This window comes from Leifsonia virtsii (assembly GCF_030433675.1).
Classification (GTDB): Bacteria; Actinomycetota; Actinomycetes; order Actinomycetales; family Microbacteriaceae; genus Leifsonia; species Leifsonia virtsii.
This window is the reverse complement of sequence record NZ_JAROCB010000002.1, coordinates 542,561-560,571: the sequence shown is the minus strand read 5'-3', so window position 1 is coordinate 560,571 and position 18,011 is coordinate 542,561. Positions and strand designations below refer to the sequence as shown.

16 protein-coding genes are annotated in these 18,011 nt (G+C 70.7%); 13 read left to right on the top strand and 3 right to left on the bottom strand.

The features are described 5' to 3' along the window. The first annotated feature begins 12 nt into the window (after positions 1–12). Together P5G59_RS08640 and P5G59_RS08635 are read left to right on the top strand one after the other, a co-directional pair. Complete coding sequence (locus tag P5G59_RS08640) at positions 13–603, top strand: nucleotidyltransferase family protein (protein ID WP_301217976.1); 591 nt, start codon at positions 13–15, stop codon at positions 601–603. Between the two features lie 189 nt (positions 604–792). Further along, the gene (locus P5G59_RS08635; protein WP_301217973.1) at positions 793–1,650 is read left to right on the top strand and encodes a MurR/RpiR family transcriptional regulator; all 858 of its coding nucleotides are present in this window, start codon (positions 793–795) and stop codon (positions 1,648–1,650) included. On the opposite strand, the gene P5G59_RS08630 is transcribed toward P5G59_RS08635, so the two are convergent. Further along, positions 1,620–2,891, bottom strand: coding sequence for an allantoate amidohydrolase (locus P5G59_RS08630; protein WP_301217971.1), 1,272 nt, complete (start codon positions 2,889–2,891; stop codon positions 1,620–1,622). The two genes, P5G59_RS08635 and P5G59_RS08630, sit on opposite strands and share 31 nt — an antisense overlap. Further along, positions 2,888–4,075: a pyridoxal-phosphate-dependent aminotransferase family protein gene (locus P5G59_RS08625; RefSeq protein WP_301217969.1), complete on the bottom strand. Its 1,188-nt coding sequence runs from the start codon at positions 4,073–4,075 to the stop codon at positions 2,888–2,890. The genes P5G59_RS08630 and P5G59_RS08625 overlap by 4 nt, the downstream gene beginning before the upstream one ends. A 142-nt stretch (positions 4,076–4,217) precedes the next feature. On the opposite strand from P5G59_RS08625, the gene P5G59_RS08620 reads away from it, so the two are divergent. From P5G59_RS08620 to P5G59_RS08595, 6 genes are all read left to right on the top strand, one after another. Continuing rightward, complete coding sequence (locus tag P5G59_RS08620) at positions 4,218–5,264, top strand: acetamidase/formamidase family protein (RefSeq protein ID WP_301217967.1); 1,047 nt, start codon at positions 4,218–4,220, stop codon at positions 5,262–5,264. Continuing rightward, positions 5,257–6,798 carry an AtzH-like domain-containing protein gene (locus tag P5G59_RS08615; protein WP_301217966.1) on the top strand — a complete coding sequence of 514 codons (1,542 nt, stop codon included), beginning with the start codon at positions 5,257–5,259 and terminating at the stop codon, positions 6,796–6,798. The genes P5G59_RS08620 and P5G59_RS08615 overlap by 8 nt, the downstream gene beginning before the upstream one ends. A 16-nt stretch (positions 6,799–6,814) precedes the next feature. Beyond that, complete coding sequence (locus P5G59_RS08610; protein WP_301217965.1) at positions 6,815–7,555, top strand: YoaK family protein; 741 nt, start codon at positions 6,815–6,817, stop codon at positions 7,553–7,555. 96 nt (positions 7,556–7,651) lie between these two features. Beyond that, positions 7,652–8,254 (top strand): DUF1269 domain-containing protein, encoded by a 603-nt coding sequence (locus tag P5G59_RS08605; protein WP_301217964.1) that lies wholly within the window; start codon positions 7,652–7,654, stop codon positions 8,252–8,254. Between the two features lie 30 nt (positions 8,255–8,284). Further along, complete coding sequence (locus P5G59_RS08600; RefSeq protein ID WP_301217962.1) at positions 8,285–9,190, top strand: esterase/lipase family protein; 906 nt, start codon at positions 8,285–8,287, stop codon at positions 9,188–9,190. Positions 9,191–9,311: 121 nt separating this feature from the next. Then, positions 9,312–10,064, top strand: a complete 753-nt coding sequence (locus tag P5G59_RS08595) for a hypothetical protein (RefSeq protein WP_301217959.1) — start codon at positions 9,312–9,314, stop codon at positions 10,062–10,064. Between the two features lie 31 nt (positions 10,065–10,095). Here the strand turns inward: P5G59_RS08595 and P5G59_RS08590 are convergent, their stop codons facing one another. After that, the gene (locus P5G59_RS08590; RefSeq protein WP_301217957.1) at positions 10,096–11,253 is read right to left on the bottom strand and encodes an ROK family transcriptional regulator; all 1,158 of its coding nucleotides are present in this window, start codon (positions 11,251–11,253) and stop codon (positions 10,096–10,098) included. Positions 11,254–11,434: 181 nt separating this feature from the next. Here P5G59_RS08590 and P5G59_RS08585 point away from each other — a divergent pair, with 181 nt between their 5' ends. From P5G59_RS08585 to P5G59_RS08565, 5 genes are read left to right on the top strand one after another with little or no spacing between them, the layout of a single operon-like run. After that, positions 11,435–12,718, top strand: coding sequence for an extracellular solute-binding protein (locus tag P5G59_RS08585; protein ID WP_301217955.1), 1,284 nt, complete (start codon positions 11,435–11,437; stop codon positions 12,716–12,718). Between the two features lie 4 nt (positions 12,719–12,722). Beyond that, on the top strand, positions 12,723–13,724 hold the full coding sequence (locus tag P5G59_RS08580; protein ID WP_301217953.1) for a carbohydrate ABC transporter permease: 1,002 nt from the start codon (positions 12,723–12,725) through the stop codon (positions 13,722–13,724). After that, the gene (locus P5G59_RS08575; protein ID WP_301217951.1) at positions 13,721–14,608 is read left to right on the top strand and encodes a carbohydrate ABC transporter permease; all 888 of its coding nucleotides are present in this window, start codon (positions 13,721–13,723) and stop codon (positions 14,606–14,608) included. The genes P5G59_RS08580 and P5G59_RS08575 overlap by 4 nt, the downstream gene beginning before the upstream one ends. Continuing rightward, complete coding sequence (locus P5G59_RS08570; RefSeq protein ID WP_301217949.1) at positions 14,605–16,212, top strand: glycoside hydrolase family 66 protein; 1,608 nt, start codon at positions 14,605–14,607, stop codon at positions 16,210–16,212. The genes P5G59_RS08575 and P5G59_RS08570 overlap by 4 nt, the downstream gene beginning before the upstream one ends. Continuing rightward, complete coding sequence (locus P5G59_RS08565) at positions 16,209–17,966, top strand: glycoside hydrolase family 13 protein (protein WP_301217946.1); 1,758 nt, start codon at positions 16,209–16,211, stop codon at positions 17,964–17,966. The genes P5G59_RS08570 and P5G59_RS08565 overlap by 4 nt, the downstream gene beginning before the upstream one ends. Positions 17,967–18,011 lie beyond the last annotated feature (45 nt).

Sequence of the window (18,011 nt, the reverse complement as noted above, 5' to 3'; positions counted from 1 at the left end):
TTGACTGGCGGGATGGAGTTCGCGGGCATCGTTCTGGCGGCCGGCGCGGGGAGCCGGATGGGCACCCCGAAGGCCCTCCTCCGCACGCCCGATGGCGAGCCGTGGTCGGCGCGGGCCGTCCGGCTGCTGTTGGAGGGCGGCTGCTCCCGCGTGGTCGTCGTGCTCGGGGCGCGCGCGCAGGAGGCGCTGCCGCTGGTCCCGGCGGATCCGCGGGTCGGCACGCTCGTCGCCGCGCGCTGGGACGAAGGCCTCAGCGTCTCCCTGCGGGGCGGACTGCGCTGGGTCGAGCGCCTCTCTCCGCAGCCCGACGCCGCCGTCGTGACCCTCGTCGATCTGCCGGGGCTCACGCCCGCGGTTGTCCGGCGCCTGACCGTGAACCCGGGAGAGGACACGCTGCGCCAGGCGGAGTACGACGGACGACCAGGGCATCCCGTGGTCGTGGGGCGCGCGCACTGGTCGGCGATGGGCGCGACCCTGCGCGGCGACGAGGGCGGCCGCCGCTACCTGAGCGCCAACGGGGCCGAACGCGTGGAGTGCGGGCGACTGGCCGACGGCCGCGACGTGGACACGCCGCAGGACGAGCTGCCGCCCGCCGGATTCTGACGGAATGGTGTTCGCTATCGTTCCGGTCCCTTCCTCACCGTCGACGCTATCCACTCGATCCAGCCCGAAAGGCGCAGGATGCGCGGTCGCGGCACTTCGTCGCAGAGGTTTTACGCCGGCGAAACAATGGGCGTGGGTTAGGGTCGTGATGACTGCGCTCCGGCAGTCCCGCCGACCGGGGGAAAGGCCATGACCACGCCCACGACGCGCAGTCCGGATGGCCCCATCGACCGGCGCATCGAGAAGGTCTACGCGGAGCTGCCGCCCAAATCGCAGCGGGTCGCCGACGCCGTGCTCGACCACCTGGGAGACATCGCCAGCTACAGCGTCAGCGAGCTCGCCGAGCTGAGCGGCACCTCGCAGGCGACGGTCAGCCGCCTGTTCGCCTCGCTCGGCTTCGAGGACTTCGCGGCGGTGAAGGCGCACGTGCGGGGCCTGCGCACCGCCGGCGTCCCGATCAGCGGCACCGACACGGCCGGAGCCGCCGTGCTTTCGGAGCACGTCGCACGGGAGACCCGCAACCTCCAGCGCCTGCTCGAGACCATCCACGAGGAGACCCTGCAGCAGGCCGCCAAGACCCTCGCGGACGCCGACACCGTCCTCACGATCGGGTACCGCAACAGCTACCCCGTGGCGCTGCACCTGCGGACGGCGCTGCTCCAATGCCGCCCCCGCGTGGGCGTGCACCCGCAGCCCGGTCAGTCCCTCGGCGAGGAGCTCGCCCAGCTGACCGAACGGGACGCGGTGGTCGTCGTCGGCTTCCGCCGGCGGCTGTCGAGCTTCGGCGAGCTGATGCGCGTGCTGGCCGCGTCGCCGGCGACAGTCATTCTGCTCGCCGACTCCAGCGCCCGCCGCTACGCGACGCTGGCGGACCTGTGGCTGGAGTGCCCCCTGGAGTCGGTCGGCGCGTTCGACAGCTACGCCGCCGCGATGAGTGTGGTCAGCGTGCTGGCCGACGCGGTGCTGGACGCCGGCGGGTCCGCCGGCACCCGCCGCGTCTCCGCGATCTCCTCCGTCTACGAGGAGCTCGGCGAGCTCGACGCCTGAGTGCGTGCCAGCGCCTCCACGGTCCGCTCCAGCGCGTCGATCGCGGCGGCGACGTCGTCGAGGGTGACCGCCTCGTCGGCGTGGTGGCTGATGCCGCCCGCGCACCGCACGAAGGTCATGCCCACCGGCGCGATACCGGCGACGGCCATCGCGTCGTGGCCGGCGACGCTGAACAGCCGCGGGACGGAGCCGGTCGCGTCCGCCTGCCCGACCGATGCGATCGCCTCGCCGATCGCGTCCTGCAGCCTCGCGTCGCAGAGCACGGCGGCCGCGGTGTGGGTGTCGTGCCGTTCGAGCGTCAGGCCGCGCTCCCGGCAGATCGTCGCGAGCTCGGCGAGGATTGCCTCGAGGGCGGCATCCCGTTCCGCATCGGTCTCGGCGCGGAGGTCGAGCGACAACGTCGCCGTGCCGGGGATCACGTTCACCGCCCCCGGCGCGACCTCCATCCGTCCCACCGTCGCCATCGCCCCGAGCGACCGCGCAGTGCGCTCGATGGCGACCACCGCCTGGGCTGCGCCGAGCAGGGCGTCGTGCCGGCGGTCGTACGGCGTCGCGCAGTGCCGCGCCTCGCCGTGGAAGGTGAGGGACATCCGGCGGGCGGCCGCGATGCCCGTGACCACGCCGAGCGGCAGGTCGAGGTCCTCCAGGCGTGGCCCCTGCTCGATGTGGGTCTCCAGGTAGGCGAGCACTTCCCCGGCGCGGTTCGCCTCGCCGATGCGCGCGGGGTCGAGCCTGAAGCGTTCGAAGGCCTCCCGCAGCGTGACGCCGTCGCAATCGGTCAGCTCCCACCACTCGTCGCGCCAGGCTCCGGCGACGGCCGCGCTGCCGAGCAGCGTCGTCCCGAAACGCGTGCCCTCCTCGTCGCCGAACGCGATCACCTCGACCGCGAACGGGAGCGTTGCCGCCCGCGCGGCGATCCTCCGCACGACGGCGATCGCCGACAGCACCCCGAGGATGCCGTCGTAGCGACCCGCGTCGGGGACCGTGTCGAGGTGCGATCCGAGGAGTAGCGCCGGGAGGCCAGGGCTCCGGCCCTCCAGCCGCCCGACCAGGTTGCCCGCGGCGTCCTGCCTCACGGTCAGGCCGGCCTCGGCCATCCACTCCGCGGCACGGGCATGCGCCTCGGCGTGCTGCGGGGAGAGGTACACGCGCTCGATGCCGACGGGGAGGGAGGAGATCGCGGCGAGCTCGTCGCAGCGGTCGAGCAGTTCGCGGGCGTCTGCCGTGACATCCGCCGTCATCGAGCCTCCTCCGCGTACACGGCGAGCGCCGCCGCGACGCCGGCGTCGGCAGGAGCGGCGAAGCCGGCACGGCGCAGGGTGCTGTCGAGCGCGGTCAGCGTCGTGAGCACGGCGTCGCGACGGGCGTTGTAGCCCATGACCCCGACTCGCCAGACCTTGCCGTGCAGCGGCCCGAACGAGGTCCCGATCTCGATGCCGAAGTCGGTCAGCATCGCGGCGCGCACCGCGTCGCCCTCCACCCCGTCCGGGATGTTGACGGCCACGACGTTGTTCATCCGGTGCGCCTCGTCGCCGAACACCGTGAGCCCCAGCCCCTTCAGGCCCGCGAGCATGGCGGCGCCGTGACGGCGGTGCCGCTCCACCGCGGCGTCGATGCCCTCCTCGAGCAGCAGCGCGGCGCACTCGCGCGCCGCGTAGAGCATGCTCGCGGCCTCGGTGTGGTGGTTGAGCCGTTGCTCGCCCCAGTAGTCGAGGATCATCGCGAGGTCGAAGTAGTTCGAGTGGATGCGCGCCTGCGAGACGGTCGCGCCCGCGGCCGCGATCCCCGCCTCCACACTCCTGCGCCGGTCGAGCACCGCGACCGCGGCGGGCGAGAGCGAGATCGGCGCGCTGCCGGACGGCCCGGAGAGGCACTTCTGCAGTCCGGCCGTGGCGACGTCGACATTCCAGGCGTCCTGCTCGAACGCGTTCCCGCCGAGCGAGGCGGTCACATCCGCGTACAGGAGCACGCCCTCGTCGCGGCAGACCGCGCCCACCCGCTCCAGCGGCTGCAGCATGGTTGTCGAGGTGTCGCCGTGCACGAGCGCGACCAGCGCCGGGCGGACGCGATGGATGGCGTCGATGATCTCCTGCTCGTCGAAGACGGTCCCCCACGCGGTCTCGATTGTGTGCACCTCGGCGCCGCAGCGGCCCGCGATCTCGGTCAGCAGCAGCCCGAACCGTCCGAACACCGGCACGAGCACCCGGTCGCCCGGCTCGATCAGCGAGACGAGGGCGGCCTCGATGCCGGCTCGGGAGGTCCCGTCGACCAGGACGGTGGCCTCGTTCGCGGTGCGGAAGACCTCGCGATACGCGGCCATGACCTCGTTCATGTACTCGGTCATCGCCGGGTCGAACTGCCCGACGAGGGGCGCGGACATCGCCCGGAGGACGCGCGGGTGGGCGTTGATCGGCCCCGGGCCCATCAACAGGCGGGGCGGCGGGGAGAGCGTCGGAATGGCGATGGGATCCTCCCGAATGTAAGAGTTGTTTCGTAGCGTCACTGTACGGAATGATTGTTTCATCCACATGTCGCTGACGACACCGAACCGATCGGAGGGCGGCGACATGACCTCGCCGGACAGCGCACCAGCCCCCGCAGCACACGAGCTCGCAGCCGAGCCCGGCACGGTCTTCTGGGGGCGCCTGCCCTGCGAGACCGACGCCCCGGTGCTCACCGTGCGGCCGGGAGACGCGGTCACCTTCCAGACGGTCAGCCACGAAGGCCTGCTGCCCGGGCAGGGCTCGGACCCGGTCGCCTTCTTCGGGTCGTTCGGCTTCGAGCCGCACGAGGTGCTGCCGGAGGCCGTCGCCATCGCCCGGGAGTGCACGCGGTCGGAGCTCGACGGACCGCACGTGGTCGTCGGCCCGATCGCCGTCGACGGCGCCCGGGTCGGCGACGTGCTGACGATGACGCTGCTGTCGGCCGAGCCGCGCGTCCCGTACGGCATCGTCTCGAACCGGCACGGAAAGGGCGCGCTCGCCGGCGACCTGCCCACCGGCGGCGCCGAGCGCAGCGTGCTGGCCGAGCTGGTCGGTCCCGGCCGGGCGACGATCCGGGTGGAGACCGGGCGCGCTCCCGTGTTCCCGGTCGACCCGTTCCTCGGGATCATGGGCGTGGCCGTTCCCGGCGCCGACCGGCCCCACTCGGTGCCGCCCGGGCCCCACGGCGGCAACCTCGACATCCGGCTGCTCACCGCCGGCTCGCGCCTTCACCTCCCGGTGCTCGTGCCCGGCGCGCTCGCCTACGTCGGCGACCCGCACTTCGCGCAGGGCGACGGCGAGGTCGCGCTGACCGCCGTCGAGGGCTCGCTGACCGCCACGGTGCGGTTCGACCTGGTGCCCGCCGCCGACGCCGCCGAACGGTTCGGCACGCTGAACGGCCCACTGGTCGAGACCGACGAGTGCTGGGTGCCGGTCGGCCTGGATGAGGACCTCGACCTCGCGGTCCGCCACTGCGTGCGCGCCGCCATCGACCTGCTCGGCGTGCGGTACGGCCTCGACGAGGCCTCCGCCTACGCGTACCTCAGCGCCGCGACCGACTTCGACATCTCGCAGGTGGTCGACGGGGTCAAGGGCGCGCACGCCCGCATCCGGAAGGCCGACTTTGCGTGAGCCTGAGGTCGTCGCGCTCGACGGCGACACGATCCCCGACGGGCTGGTGGAGGCCGCGCTGAGCTACGAGCGGGCTCTCGCGGAGGACGACGTCGCCCTGCTCGACGCCTTCTTCGTCGACGGCCCCGCCGCGGTGCGAACGGACGCGGATGGCGTGCTCACCGGGCACGGCGCGATCGCGCGCTTCCGCAGGCTGCGCGGCGGTGCCCCGGCGCGGTTGCTCCTACGCCTCGAGGTCGTCGTCCTCTCCCCCGAGTCGGCCGTCACAATCGCGACCACCTCAGCCTCCGGTCGCAGCGCCGCCCTGACCCAGGTCTGGCGGCGCACGCCCGACGGCTGGAGGATCGCCGTGGCCCACGTCGGCGCCCCGGCGAGCGCCCTGGACGAGCGTGTCTGGCGCGTCGCCGGCGCGCCCCTGCTCCCTGCCGCGAGCCCCGGCGCGCTCGACGGCATGACCGTCGCCGTCAAGGACGTCTTCGCTGTCGCCGGGCAGCGGCTCGGCGGCGGCGTCCCCGCCTTCCTCGCCGGACGCGACCCGGAAACGGCCAACGCCACCGCGGTCCAGCAGCTGCTCGACCGCGGCGCGAGCGTGCGCGGCGTCGCGGTCACCGACGAGTTCGCGTACAGCCTCACCGGGGTCAACCCGCACCATCCACCGACCCCGAACGTCCTGCACCGCGGCCACCTGCCAGGCGGCTCCTCCAGCGGCCCGGCGGCCGCCGTCGCGCTAGGCGAGGCCATGGTCGGGCTCGCGACCGACACGGCTGGCTCCATCCGGGTACCCGCGTCGTACCAGGGGCTCTGGGGTCTGCGCACCACCCACGGAGCCGTGGACACCAGCGGGATGCTGCCGCTCGCCCCCAGCTTCGACACGGCCGGCTGGCTCGCCCGCGACGGCGAGACCCTGCTCCGGGTGGCCGAGAGCGTGCTCGGCGCATCCACCACCGCGTCCGCCGCGGGCCTGGTGACGCTGGAGGACCTCCGGCTGACCGACCCCGTCGCGGCGGCCTTCGACGCTGCCCTCGACCGGCTCGGCCCTGTTCGCCGTGTCGCCTACCCGCTCGACGAACTGGCGGCCGCGTTCCGTACCGTGCAGGCCGCCGAGGCGTGGCGGTCGCACGGCGCCTGGATCCTCGCCCATCCCGGCTCGCTGAGCGCCGACGTCGCCGGCCGGTTCGCCGCCGCGCAGCTCGTCACCGCCGACGACGAGTCGGCCGCACGGGCCGCCCTCGACGGCCACGCCCTGCGGTTGCGGGAGCTCCTCGGCGACGACGTGCTCGTCCTCCCCTCCACCCCGACCACACCGCCGCCGCTCGACATCGCGCCCGCGTCGCTGGATGCCGTCCGCGCCGCCACGACCCGCCTCACCTCGATCGCGGGCGCCCTGCGCGCGCCGGCCGTCAGTGCACCGCTCCTCGGACCGCGCGGCGCCGCCGGCGGCCTCTGCCTGGTGGGCTCGCGTGGGGACGACGTGCAGCTTGTCGCCCGTATGCTCGACCTCGCCACCGAGCTGACGACCGAACCGCGCTCATGACCGACCAAGGAGAATGATGTCGACCCCTCTCGCCGACCCGGCCCTGGCCGAGCGCCCGTCCACGCTCTCCCGGCTGGCGCACCTCGCCCCGATGCTCGCGCTGACGTTCACCACCGGCGTGGTCGACGCCGTCGGCTATCTCGGACTCGACCGCGTCTTCACCGGCAACATGACCGGCAACGTCGTCATCCTCGGGATGGCGCTGGCCGGCGCCGACAACCTGCCGATCGCCGGCCCGTCGCTCGCGCTGGCCGCGTTCATGGTCGGCGCCATCGTCTCCGGACGCGTGCTCCGCGCCGCCGGCACCGGCTGGTCGAGGCGTACGACGACCATGTTCGCCGTCGTCGCCACCCTCGTCGCGCTCACCGGCGTGCTCGCCGCCGTCGACGGCCACCCCGCCGCGCCGATCGCCCTCACGATCACCGGTGGCCTCGCCTTCGCCATGGGCCTGCAGGCGGCCGCCGCCCGCCACCTGTCGGTCGCCGACGTGACCACGGTCGTCGTCACCTCCACCATCACGGGCCTCGCCGCCGACTCCTGGTTCGGACTCCGCACCGGCCAGCGCTGGCCGCGCCGCGTCCTCGCCATCGCCCTCATCGCCGCGGGCGCCTTCGCCGGTGCGCTGCTGCTGCGCGTCCACCTCTCGGCGGGACTGTTCACCGCGGCCGTGCTCATCACCGCCGCCACCGTCTTCGGCCACGCCGTCACCGCGCGCGACGGCCGGCGTCTCGCGGCCGCGGAGGCCGCGGAGGCGTAGCGGCGAGTCCCTCCGCGAATGCTGCATAGCCACGCGCGAACCCCGTTCCTATACTTGCGGCCGAACGGCAGTCACCACGCTTTCAGGAGGCCCGACATGACCGACTCATCATCCACTCCCACCGCCCAGCCCGGCGCGGACGACGACACCGTCGAGGTCCGCGCAGCGGGCGTCAGCGACGGCGCCTACACCCTGCTCGCCGCCGACTTCGCGGACACCGACATCGCCATGGAGGCCTACGAGGAGCTCAAGAAGGTCGAGGACGGCGCGACGGTCAAGATCGACGGGGTCGTCGTCGTCCGACGCGACACCGACGGCAAGCTCGAGGTGCAGAAGGCCACCGATCACAGCACCCGCGAGGGCCTCGCCTGGGGCGCCGTCGGCGGTGCCGTCCTCGGCGTCCTGTTCCCGCCCTCGATCATCGGCAGCGCCCTCGTGGTCGGCGCCGGCGGCGGCATCTTCGGCAAGCTGCGCGAGCGCCACCACAAGAAGGAGCTGGCGAAGGAGCTGGAGGACGCGATCGAGCCCGGCCACTCCGGCATCATCGCGCTCGTCTCCAATCCCGGCGAGATCAAGATCCGCAAGGCGCTCGAGAAGGCCGACCACATCGTGGAGAAGGCGATCGACGACGCCGCCGCGGCCGACCTCAAAGCGGCAGGCAAGAACGCCGACAGCGCGAGCGACGCCGGCGACAAGTGATGCAGGCTGACTTCCCTTAGGCTCGCGAGCATGAGGGATGTCATCCTGGTCTCCGGCGGCGCCGCGGTCACCCCGTTCACCACCCCGGAGGGCGCGGCCCGCCGCGGCCTCGCGGCGGGCAACACCATGACGGCGCTCCGCTCGCGCCTCCTGGCGGCGGGCGCGCGGACGTTCACCGCACCCGCGCGCGTCGGCGCGGGAACCGTGACCGAGGACACCGGCTGGGAGGGGTTCGGCGACGTCCCGTTCGAGCTGCCCGCGGAACTGACGATCAACGCCGTCGGGACCCTGGCGGATGCCGGGACGTCCCTCCACGCCTTCCTGGGTCACCTCGCCGCCGAGTACGCGGTGACGGAGGCCGTGCTCGTCGGCCACTCCATGGGCGGCCTCTTCTCACGCGCCGCGATCGCCCACACCAGGGCGCACGGCTCGCCCGTCGCCATCCGCGGGCTGGTCACCATCGGGACGCCGTGGACCGGCTCCCTCCTCGGCGATCACCTCGCCGGCTCGATCACCCTGGAGGACGCTCACGGCGACCCCTTCACCGAGCGGATCCTGACCGAGTCCGCACGCTTCGCGCACGAGAACTCGCAGGGCGCCGCCGAGCAGGTGAGCGCGCCCTACCTCACCGGCCCGGACGGGTGGAACGCCGCGCAAGCCGGCGTGCTGGACGGCATCCCCGTCACGGTCATCGCCGGCGACTACTTCGCGTCCCACGACACCCCGGACTCGTTGTGGCCGCACGACGGACTCGTCGCGCGGACGAGCGCCTCGGCCGTCGGAGTGGAGGCGCCGGTGCTGGACACCCCGCATCGCGCGGCGTTCCCCGACGTTCACAGCATCTTCTTTGCCGACGCCGTCGGCCTGCCGTGGGAACGGGCCCTCACGTGGGACCCGGACGTCGCGGACGTCGTCGTCGACGCCGTCCGGGGGTAGGTCATGGGTCCGCATCCCGGGTGGCCCAGCGCTCACGGGACTTTCGACCCGGGCGATCGGCCGTCCGCTTGCAAGTCTTGATCGCCGGGCGAACGCGTGGCGGGCGAGCGAGGGAGACGAGTTGGAGCAGCAGGTTCAGGTCGACGTGATCGCGGAAGTCATCGGCGAACCGGCCGAGGGGCACCCGTCCGACTCGGCGGGTGCCGCAGACCGTGAGCTGCGAAGGCTGTACGCCCAGTCCTGGGTGAACGCGGGTTTCACAGATCCTCGCGAGGTGGCCGCCTGGATCGCCGAAGGCGTGCACCACGCCGGGATCGCCGCCGAGGCGTACCGCGCGGGGTTCCGCCCCGGTGACCCGTGGGTGGAGCGCTCCGACGCCTGCCTGGTCCCGCCTCGGCAGGAGCCGCTCACCGCCCCGGGCTGGTTCGCCGTCCGCGCCAATCGTGCGCGCGCCCGGCGCGCATGGCGCGCCCGGGAGCTCAAGCGACGGCGCGCAGACGCACTGTTCGACGAGCAGATGCGCCAGCTCGCGTGGTTGACCCGTTCGCTGGACTTCGATGCCGGATTCGGAGCCATCAGCCTCGAGCTGATTGGCCGATCCGACGTCCCGGTGATCGAGGCCGACGTCCTCCGCGGCTACGACGAGTACGCCGACGCGCTCGTCCTGCTGCGCGAGCGGCTGGCGGCGGATCCCTCCGACGCACCCGCCATCCAGGGCGAGCTCTCACGCTGGTACGGAATCGGCCAGGTCATCGGCCTCCACCTCCACGTGTGCGACGGGCCCATCCGCCGCACGATCGAGGCGCAGCTCGCAGCCGACCAGCGGTGGCTGGATGGGATGCGGCAGCACCACCGGCACCCAGGGGGCAGCTAGTGAATCCCGGCGGACGCTCGGCCGCGCCTAGCTAACGAAACCCCGGGTGGGTGCCGAGCACGTAGGTCTGGATCGCGATCACAGCCCCGCCGCGGCACCACTCGACGTTGTCGCCCGACGTCGTGATGAGGTCGAGACGCTTCGCCCTCGGGTCACGATCTGCGGCGATGCCGTGGTCGATCTCCTCCCGGGCGACCTCGACCAGGCGCACTCCCTCCCCGCCGAGAATGATCCGCTCGGGCATCGTGAGATTGGCCACGGCGGCCAGGAGCCTGCCGAGACCCCTCCCGGCGTCGGACACGACCCGGCGTGCCGCGGGCTCGCCCGCCTCGGCGAGCGTGAGGGCTTCGTCGTAGCCGACCGGTCGCCCTAGGGCGCTCCCGACCTCCTGCACGATGGCCTCTTGCGTGAGCACGCTGCGCGCGCAGCCCCGGTGGCCGGCCGGACAGAGCGGACCGAGCGGATCGAGCGGCCAGTGCCCGATGAGCCCGATGCCGGTATCGTCGTCGGCCACGATGCCGTCGTGGATGACGAGGCCGTACCCGATGCCGGCGCCGAGCGTGATCACGGCGAACCGATCAAGACCGCGCCCGTAGCCGAACCAGTGCTCCGCCTCGGTGAAGGCCACGACATCGTTCTCGATCACCGTGGAGATCCCCGTGCGCTGCTCGATCATGTCGACGAGCGGCACATCCTCCCACTCGAGGAAAGCCGCGCTGGCGACCCGGGAGTTGTCGGCGATACGGCCGCCGAGACCGATGCCCAATGCGGTGACCGGGGGCACGTCGCGGCTGAGGCGCCGTGCCAGTTCCGCGATCGCATCGGCGACGGCTCCGGGCTCGCGGGAGCCGAATTCCACCGTGTCCGTCGCGATGACGTTCGCTCGGAGGTCCGTGGCGACGCCCTGCACCCTGTCTGCCATCAGTTTCATGCCGATGAAGTGGCGCGACCCCGCGACGACGTCCAGCGGTCTCGAGGGGCGGCCCGTGCGACCCTCGGCCACCTCTCCGGTCTCGACGAGGAGGCCCGTCTCGATCAGAGGAGTGCTGAGACGCGTGAGAGAACCTGGAGAGAGGTCGAGACGGCGGGCGATCTCGCTGCGTGAAAGCGGGCCGTTGAGGAGGACCTCGAGCGCGACGGAACGCGACGCCCCAGTATCCGGCGTCCATGTCGGTGCAGCGATCGTCACTGGTTCCCCTTCGCTTTCCTGCCCCTTCACTTTGGCATGCCGGGATTGTTTCGTCAATCAACGAACCGCGGCTGGAATGGTGCTTTCAGCCACATATTGACACCGGGTTGTTTCTGCAATAGAAATAACTCCACACCGCGGGGCGCTTCATCCGGGCGCTCCCTTCCGAAGGAGAACTGCAATGAAGCGTTCCACCGCACTGGCCGCTACGGCGGCGCTCGCGGCATCCATCGCCCTGATCGCGAGTGGATGCTCGGCGACCAGCGGCTCGTCCGGCGGGTCATCCGATCACCCCGTCACCCTCACCTTCTGGGGCTCGTACGGCAACGGCGGGAACTCCGCCCAGCAGGACGCGCTGAACAAGACCCTGATCCCCGCCTTCGAGAAGGCCAACCCCGACATCAAGGTCGATTACGTCGACATCCCGTACGACAGCCTCCTGCAGAAGCTGACCACCAGCGCCGCCGGGGGAAGCCTCCCCGACCTCGTCCGCTCAGACATCGGCTGGGTGCCGCAGCTCGCCCAGCTCGGGGTGCTCACTCCGCTCTCCGACTCCATGTCCGACTTCGGCAAGCTTTCCAAGGCCGTCTACCCGGGCACGCTCTCGACCAACAGGTACGACGGCAAGTACTACGGCCTGCCGCTCGACACGAACACGCGAGTGCTCATCACGTCACAGAAGGCGCTGGACACGGCCGGGATGAGCGCGCCTCCCGCCACATTCGACGAGCTCAAGCAGATGGCCGCGAAGCTGAAGGGGACCGGCGTATCGGTCTTCGCCGACAGCGGCCTCGGCGGGTGGAACATCTACCCGTGGATCTGGTCGAACGGCGGAGCGGTCACCAACGCCGGCCTGACCAAGGCCAGCGGCTACCTCGACGGGGCGAAGTCGGTCGCGGCGGTGCAGATGCTGGTCGACCTCTACAAGGAGGGGCAAATCCCGAACCTCATCACCGGCAATCAGGGCGCGACGTCGACGTCCGACGGGCTGCCGACCGGAAAGTATGCGACCATCCTCGACGGCCCCTGGATGAAGGCGATCTGGGCCGGCCAGTACAAGGACTTCTCACCGATCTACGCTCCGGTCCCCAAGGGCGACGGCGCATCCACCAGTGTCGTGGGCGGGGAGGACATCGTCCTGACGGCATCGTCCAAGAACCAGGACGCGGCGCAGAAGTTCATCCGCTTCACTCAGTCCGAGAAGTTCCAGATCGAGATGGCCAAGACCGGCCAGATGACCGTCATCCCGGCCCTCGCCCCCCAGCAGTCCGCCATCGACCCGTACTTCGCGACGTTCGCCGACCAGCTGAAGACCGCCAAGTCACGTCTGGCCATCCCCCAGGGCGCCAAGGTAGACGGCATCCTGAGTGCCGCGCTCACGCCCGCTTTCACCGGGTCGACCAGCGTCAAGGACGCGCTCACCTCGGCGGCTCAGCAGATCGACCCGCTGCTGACCGCGAAGTGACGCCGTGAGCACCACGACCGAGAAGACCACGCGCGCGGCGGGGCCCGGCCCCGCCGCGCCGCGGCGCCCAGACGACCTCACCCGAGAAAGGGGACGGCCCCGCCGCCCCATCACCGCGAGCCGTCTCAGCGCCGGGGCCACGCCCTACCTGTTCATCGCCCCCGGGATGATCCTGTTCGGCGTGCTGATCCTCCTGCCGATCCTGCAGGCGGTCCAGATGAGCTTCTTCGACTGGAAGATCATGGCCGGCGCAGTCAGCCGGTTCCTCGGGTTCGAGAACTACATCCGGGCGTTCGAGGACCCGCACTTCTGGTTGAGCCTGACCAACAGTGGGATCTACATGCTGTTCACCGTGCCGCCCCAGATCGTCCTGGGGTTGCTGATCGCGGTGCTGCTGAAACGGAAGAGCCCGACTCAGCCGTTGTTCCGCATCCTGTTCTACCTGCCGGTCGTGACGAGCTGGGTCGTCGTGTCACTGCTGTTCAAGTACCTGTTCGCCGACGGCGGTCTCGTCAACTTCACGCTGCACGACTTCCTCCACCTGATGAACTCCGACGTCTCCTGGCTCTCCGGGCGATGGACCGCGCTCGTCGCGATCTGCGCGCTCGGCGTCTGGAAAGGGGTCGGCTGGTCGATGATGATCTTCCTCGCCGCCCTGCAGGGGGTGCCCCAGTCGCTCGAAGAGGCCGCCACGATGGATGGTGCGGGTCGGTGGCAACGCTTCCGCGTCGTCACCCTGCCGGCGATCTGGCCATCGCTCCTGTTCGTCACGGTGATGCTCGTCATCGGCGGCTTCAACGTGTTCACCTCGGTCCTGGTCATGACCGGAGGCGGACCGGGAGGGCAGACGGATGTCGTCCTGACCTACATGTACGACCAGGCCTTCAAGTACCTCGATTTCGGCTACGGCTCGGCACTCGCCGTCATCCTCGCCGTCATCGTCTTCGTACTGGCCGTCATCCAGCTGCGCGTCTTCCGCGACCGCAGCGGAGAGGATCTCGCGTGACCGCGACCGCGAACAGTCCCCGCATCACGCAGCGCCCCGTCCGATCCGGCACGGCGACCCGTCGACGCGCCGGTGCGGCGGTGCGGATCGCCGTCCTGGTGGTGGGCGCGGCGATCATGGTGACGCCGTTCCTCTACATGCTCTCCACGAGCTTCAAGAGCCAGGCCTACGTGCTGACTGTGCCACCGCAGTTCATCCCGAACCCGGCGACGACGGACAACTACGTCCAAGCCTTGACCACCCAGGATTTCGGGCTCTACTTCCTCAACTCCAGCATCGTCGCCGTGGTGTCGACGGCGCTGTCGGTGCTGATCAGCTCGATGATGGCGTACGGCTTCGCGCGCTACCGGTTCGCCGGGCGCGAGACGCTGTTCCGCATCCTGCTGATCGGGTTGGTCGTCCCCGCGATGATGCTGATCATCCCGCAGTTCATCATCGCGAAGTTCTTCGGTCTCATCGACTCGCTCGGCGGCCTGATCGTGTTCTACGTAGCCGGTTCCCTCGCCCTCAACACGTTCCTGCTGCGGGGGTTCTTCGCCTCCATCCCGGTCGAACTCGACCAGGCGATGCAGGTCGACGGCGCCAGCGCGTGGACCCGCTACTGGCGCCTCGCGCTCCCCCTGGCCAAGCCGGCCCTGGCGACGGCGACGATCTTCACCTTCCTCTCCTGCTGGGACGAGTTCGCCTGGGCCCTCACCATCATCAACAACCCGCAGCGACGCACGCTCCCGATCGCCATCGCCCTCTTCCAGGGTGAGAACGCCACCCAGTGGGGTCTCGTCTTCGCCGCGTCGGTGATCGCAGTCGTCCCGGTGATCGTGGTCTTCCTGGTGTTCCAGCGCTATTTCGTCCAGGGTCTGACCTCGGGGGCGGTGAAGGGATGAGCGAGCTGCTTCCCGAGCGCGCCTGGTTCGGCCCAGGGCAGGAGGTCCGCGTCGAGCTCCGGGGCGTCTCCGAGCCGGGAGAACTCACGCTCTGGCATCTGGGCGAACGTCTCACGTCCCTCCCCACGCCGGGAGACGGATTCGTCACCCTCGGCTCGCTGCCTCCGGGCGGCTACGGGCTCGAATGGACGGATGGCACGGGCGCAGCGCCGTTGCGTTCGGCGCTCCACATCGCCGGTGCGGACGCACTCCGGCTGCGCTATGGGTTCACCGTCGACTACTCCCCCGGCCGCGACCCGGGGGGTCTCGTCGACACGGTCCGCCGCCTGCACTTGACCGACGTGCAGTTCTACGACTGGGCATACCGGCACGCGGACCTGCTGGGCGGCGGCGAGGACTACGAGGATGCGCTCGGTCAGCCCGTGTCGCTCGCCACGGTCCGGCGCCTGATCGAGGCGGTCCGGGGCGCCGGGGCACGCGCCCTCGGGTACGCGGCCGTGTACGCAGTCGGCCCCGCCGAGTGGCAGGACTGGCGGCAGTGGGCTCTCCTCGATGCCGCGAGCGCGCCTTTCGCGCTCGGCGACTTCCTGTTCATCGTCGACCCAGCGGCGGTGCCGTGGTTGTCCCACCTGCGCACCGAACTCGCCGCCGCCGTGGACAGGGTGGGCTTCGACGGCTTCCATCTCGACCAGTACGGCTACCCCAAGCATGCCCGCCGTGCGGACGGGCACGCCGTCGACGTCGCGCAGTCGTTCGCGGCGCTCATCGAGGGCGTGAGGGACCGCCTCCCGGGGTCCCATCTCGTCTTCAACAACGTCAACGACTTCCCCACCTGGACGACCGCGGCGAGCCCTCAGGATGCCGTTTACATCGAAGTGTGGGATCCGCACGTGACGCTCGGCTCTCTCGCCGCTGTCGTGACGCGCGCCCGTGCTGCGGGAGGCGACAAGCCGATCGCCATCGCGGCCTACCAGCACGTGTACGACTCCGCGCCCGCCGACGCGGCCGACCGGGCCACAGCGTTCACCATGGCGACGCTGTTCTCGCACGGCGCCACCCAGCTGCTCGCCGGCGAGGCCGATCGCATCCTGGTCGATCCCTACTACGTGCGCAACCACGTCGTCGAGCCCTCCACCGCCGACCTCCTCCGTCGCTGGTACGACTTCATGGTCGAGCATGACGAGCTCCTGTTCGACCCCGGGAACACCGACGTGACCGGCTCCTACGCGGGCCCGTACAACGACGACCTCGACGTGGCCTATGAGAAAACGCCGGTCGGCGGGGAGGCCGCTTCCGGGACCGTCTGGCGACGCGTCGTCCAGACACCCCGCGGACTGCTCGTCCATCTCATCAACCTGGCTGGACAGCCGGACGATCTGTGGGACGCGCCCAAGGAGCCCGTCGCCGACATCGGGAACGGATCGCTCCGCATCCGCGCGACGGCCGGGTCCACCCCGCGGGTCCGGGTGGCCGGCCCGGATGCGCTGCCGAGACTTGTCGACGTGGAGGTCACGGTCGACGGCACGCATGCGACGGCTCTCCTTCCTGCGCCCGGCACCTGGCAGCTCGTGCTCATCGACCTCGACCCGAAAGACACACTGTGAGCGATCTCACCACCGACCCGTCAGACGTCCGTACGGGCGGCGTCGCCACCGACGATGCGCCCTGGTGGCGGTCGGCCGTCGTCTACCAGATCTATCCACGCAGCTTCGCCGACTCCGACGGCGACGGCATCGGCGACCTGCGCGGCATCATCCAGCGTCTCGACCACCTGCAGCGGCTCGGGGTCGACGTGATCTGGCTCTCGCCGATCTACAGCTCGCCCGGGGACGACAACGGCTACGACATCAGCGATTACCAGGCCATCGACCCGGTCTACGGCACTCTCGACGACTTCGACAGACTGCTCGAGGAGGTCCATGCCCGAGGAATGAAACTGGTCATGGACCTCGTCGTCAACCACACCTCCGACGAGCACCCCTGGTTCGTCGAGTCCGCGTCGGGAATCGGCAGCGCCAAGCGCGACTGGTACTGGTGGCGGCCACCCCGCGACGGCTTCGCCGGCGGAGAGCCGGGGGCCGAGCCGAACAACTGGGGATCGTTCTTCTCCGGTTCCGCCTGGCAGTACGACCGGGATTCCGGTGAGTACTTCCTGCATCTCTTCTCGCGCAAGCAGCCGGACCTCAACTGGGAGAACCCGGAGGTGCGCGAGGCGATCTACGAGATGATGAACTGGTGGCTCGACCGCGGGGTCGACGGCTTCCGGATGGACGTCATCAACTTCCTCTCCAAGGAAGCATCGCTGCCGGACGGAAAGGTGCCTCCTCGAGCAACCTACGGCGACGGGTTCCCGTTCTACGCCGGAGGGCCACGCATCCACGAGTTCCTCCAGGAGATGAACCGGCGCGTGTTCGCGCACCGGACGGGCGCCTACCTGACTGTCGGGGAGATGCCCGGGGTGACCGTGGAAGAAGCGAGACTCTTCACCGATCCGCAGCGAGCCGAGGTCGACATGGTCTTCCAGTTCGAGCACGTCGGCCTCGACCATGGGCCGGACGGCAAGTTCGATCCCGGTTCTGCGACCCCGCTGGAGGTCAAGGAATCGCTCGTCCGCTGGCAGGAAGGGCTGTCCGACGTCGGCTGGAACAGTCTGTACTGGAACAACCACGACCAGCCCCGGGTGGTCAGCCGATTCGGCGATGACGGCGTGCACTGGCGTGAGTCGGCCACCGCTCTGGCGACGGTGCTCCACCTTCTGCGCGGCACACCGTACATCTTCCAGGGCGAGGAGCTCGGCATGACCAACATGCCGTTCACCCGCATCGAGGACTTCCGCGACATCGAGTCGCTCAACCATTACGCCGACGCGCTGGCCACCCACGGACGGTCGCCCGATGATGCGCTTGCCGCTCTGCATGCGATGAGCCGCGACAACGCACGCACCCCCGTGCAGTGGTCCGCTGAGCCCAACGGAGGGTTCACCACCGGCGAGCCGTGGATCACTGTGAACCCGAACTTCACGCACATCAACGCGGTCGCGCAGGCCGGAGATCCCCGCTCCGTGCTCTCGCACTACAAGGCGCTGGTCGCCCTGCGCCACGAGGAGCGTGTCGTTTCGGATGGGAGCTTCCGGCTCCTGCTCGATCGGCATCCGACCGTGTTCGCCTACGTCCGTTCACTGGGAAACCGGCAGATGCTGGTTCTCGCCAATCTGTCCGGGGAGCCCGCGGCCTACGACCTCGAGGAGGTGGACGCGTGGCGGGGCGCGTCGCTGTTGCTCACCAACAGCGACGCGCCGTCACCCGTCGGCGACGGCCGTCTGGGCCCGTGGGAAGCGCAGGTGCTCGTCCGAGGGTGACGGGAGTCGGTGGCTCGATCGGATGCGAGCGAGCCACCGGTAGTC

What these genes read in the sequence shown, in the direction of transcription:
- P5G59_RS08640 (WP_301217976.1), top strand. Translation starts at nt 13, where the DNA reads ATGGAGTTCGCGGGCATCGTTCTGGCGGCCGGCGCGGGGAGCCGGATG.
- P5G59_RS08635 (WP_301217973.1), top strand. Translation starts at nt 793, where the DNA reads ATGACCACGCCCACGACGCGCAGTCCGGATGGCCCCATCGACCGGCGC.
- P5G59_RS08630 (WP_301217971.1), bottom strand. Translation starts at nt 2,891, where the DNA reads ATGACGGCGGATGTCACGGCAGACGCCCGCGAACTGCTCGACCGCTGC.
- P5G59_RS08625 (WP_301217969.1), bottom strand. Translation starts at nt 4,075, where the DNA reads ATGGGCCCGGGGCCGATCAACGCCCACCCGCGCGTCCTCCGGGCGATG.
- P5G59_RS08620 (WP_301217967.1), top strand. Translation starts at nt 4,218, where the DNA reads ATGACCTCGCCGGACAGCGCACCAGCCCCCGCAGCACACGAGCTCGCA.
- P5G59_RS08610 (WP_301217965.1), top strand. Translation starts at nt 6,815, where the DNA reads ATGTCGACCCCTCTCGCCGACCCGGCCCTGGCCGAGCGCCCGTCCACG.
- P5G59_RS08605 (WP_301217964.1), top strand. Translation starts at nt 7,652, where the DNA reads ATGACCGACTCATCATCCACTCCCACCGCCCAGCCCGGCGCGGACGAC.
- P5G59_RS08600 (WP_301217962.1), top strand. Translation starts at nt 8,285, where the DNA reads ATGAGGGATGTCATCCTGGTCTCCGGCGGCGCCGCGGTCACCCCGTTC.
- P5G59_RS08585 (WP_301217955.1), top strand. Translation starts at nt 11,435, where the DNA reads ATGAAGCGTTCCACCGCACTGGCCGCTACGGCGGCGCTCGCGGCATCC.
- P5G59_RS08570 (WP_301217949.1), top strand. Translation starts at nt 14,605, where the DNA reads ATGAGCGAGCTGCTTCCCGAGCGCGCCTGGTTCGGCCCAGGGCAGGAG.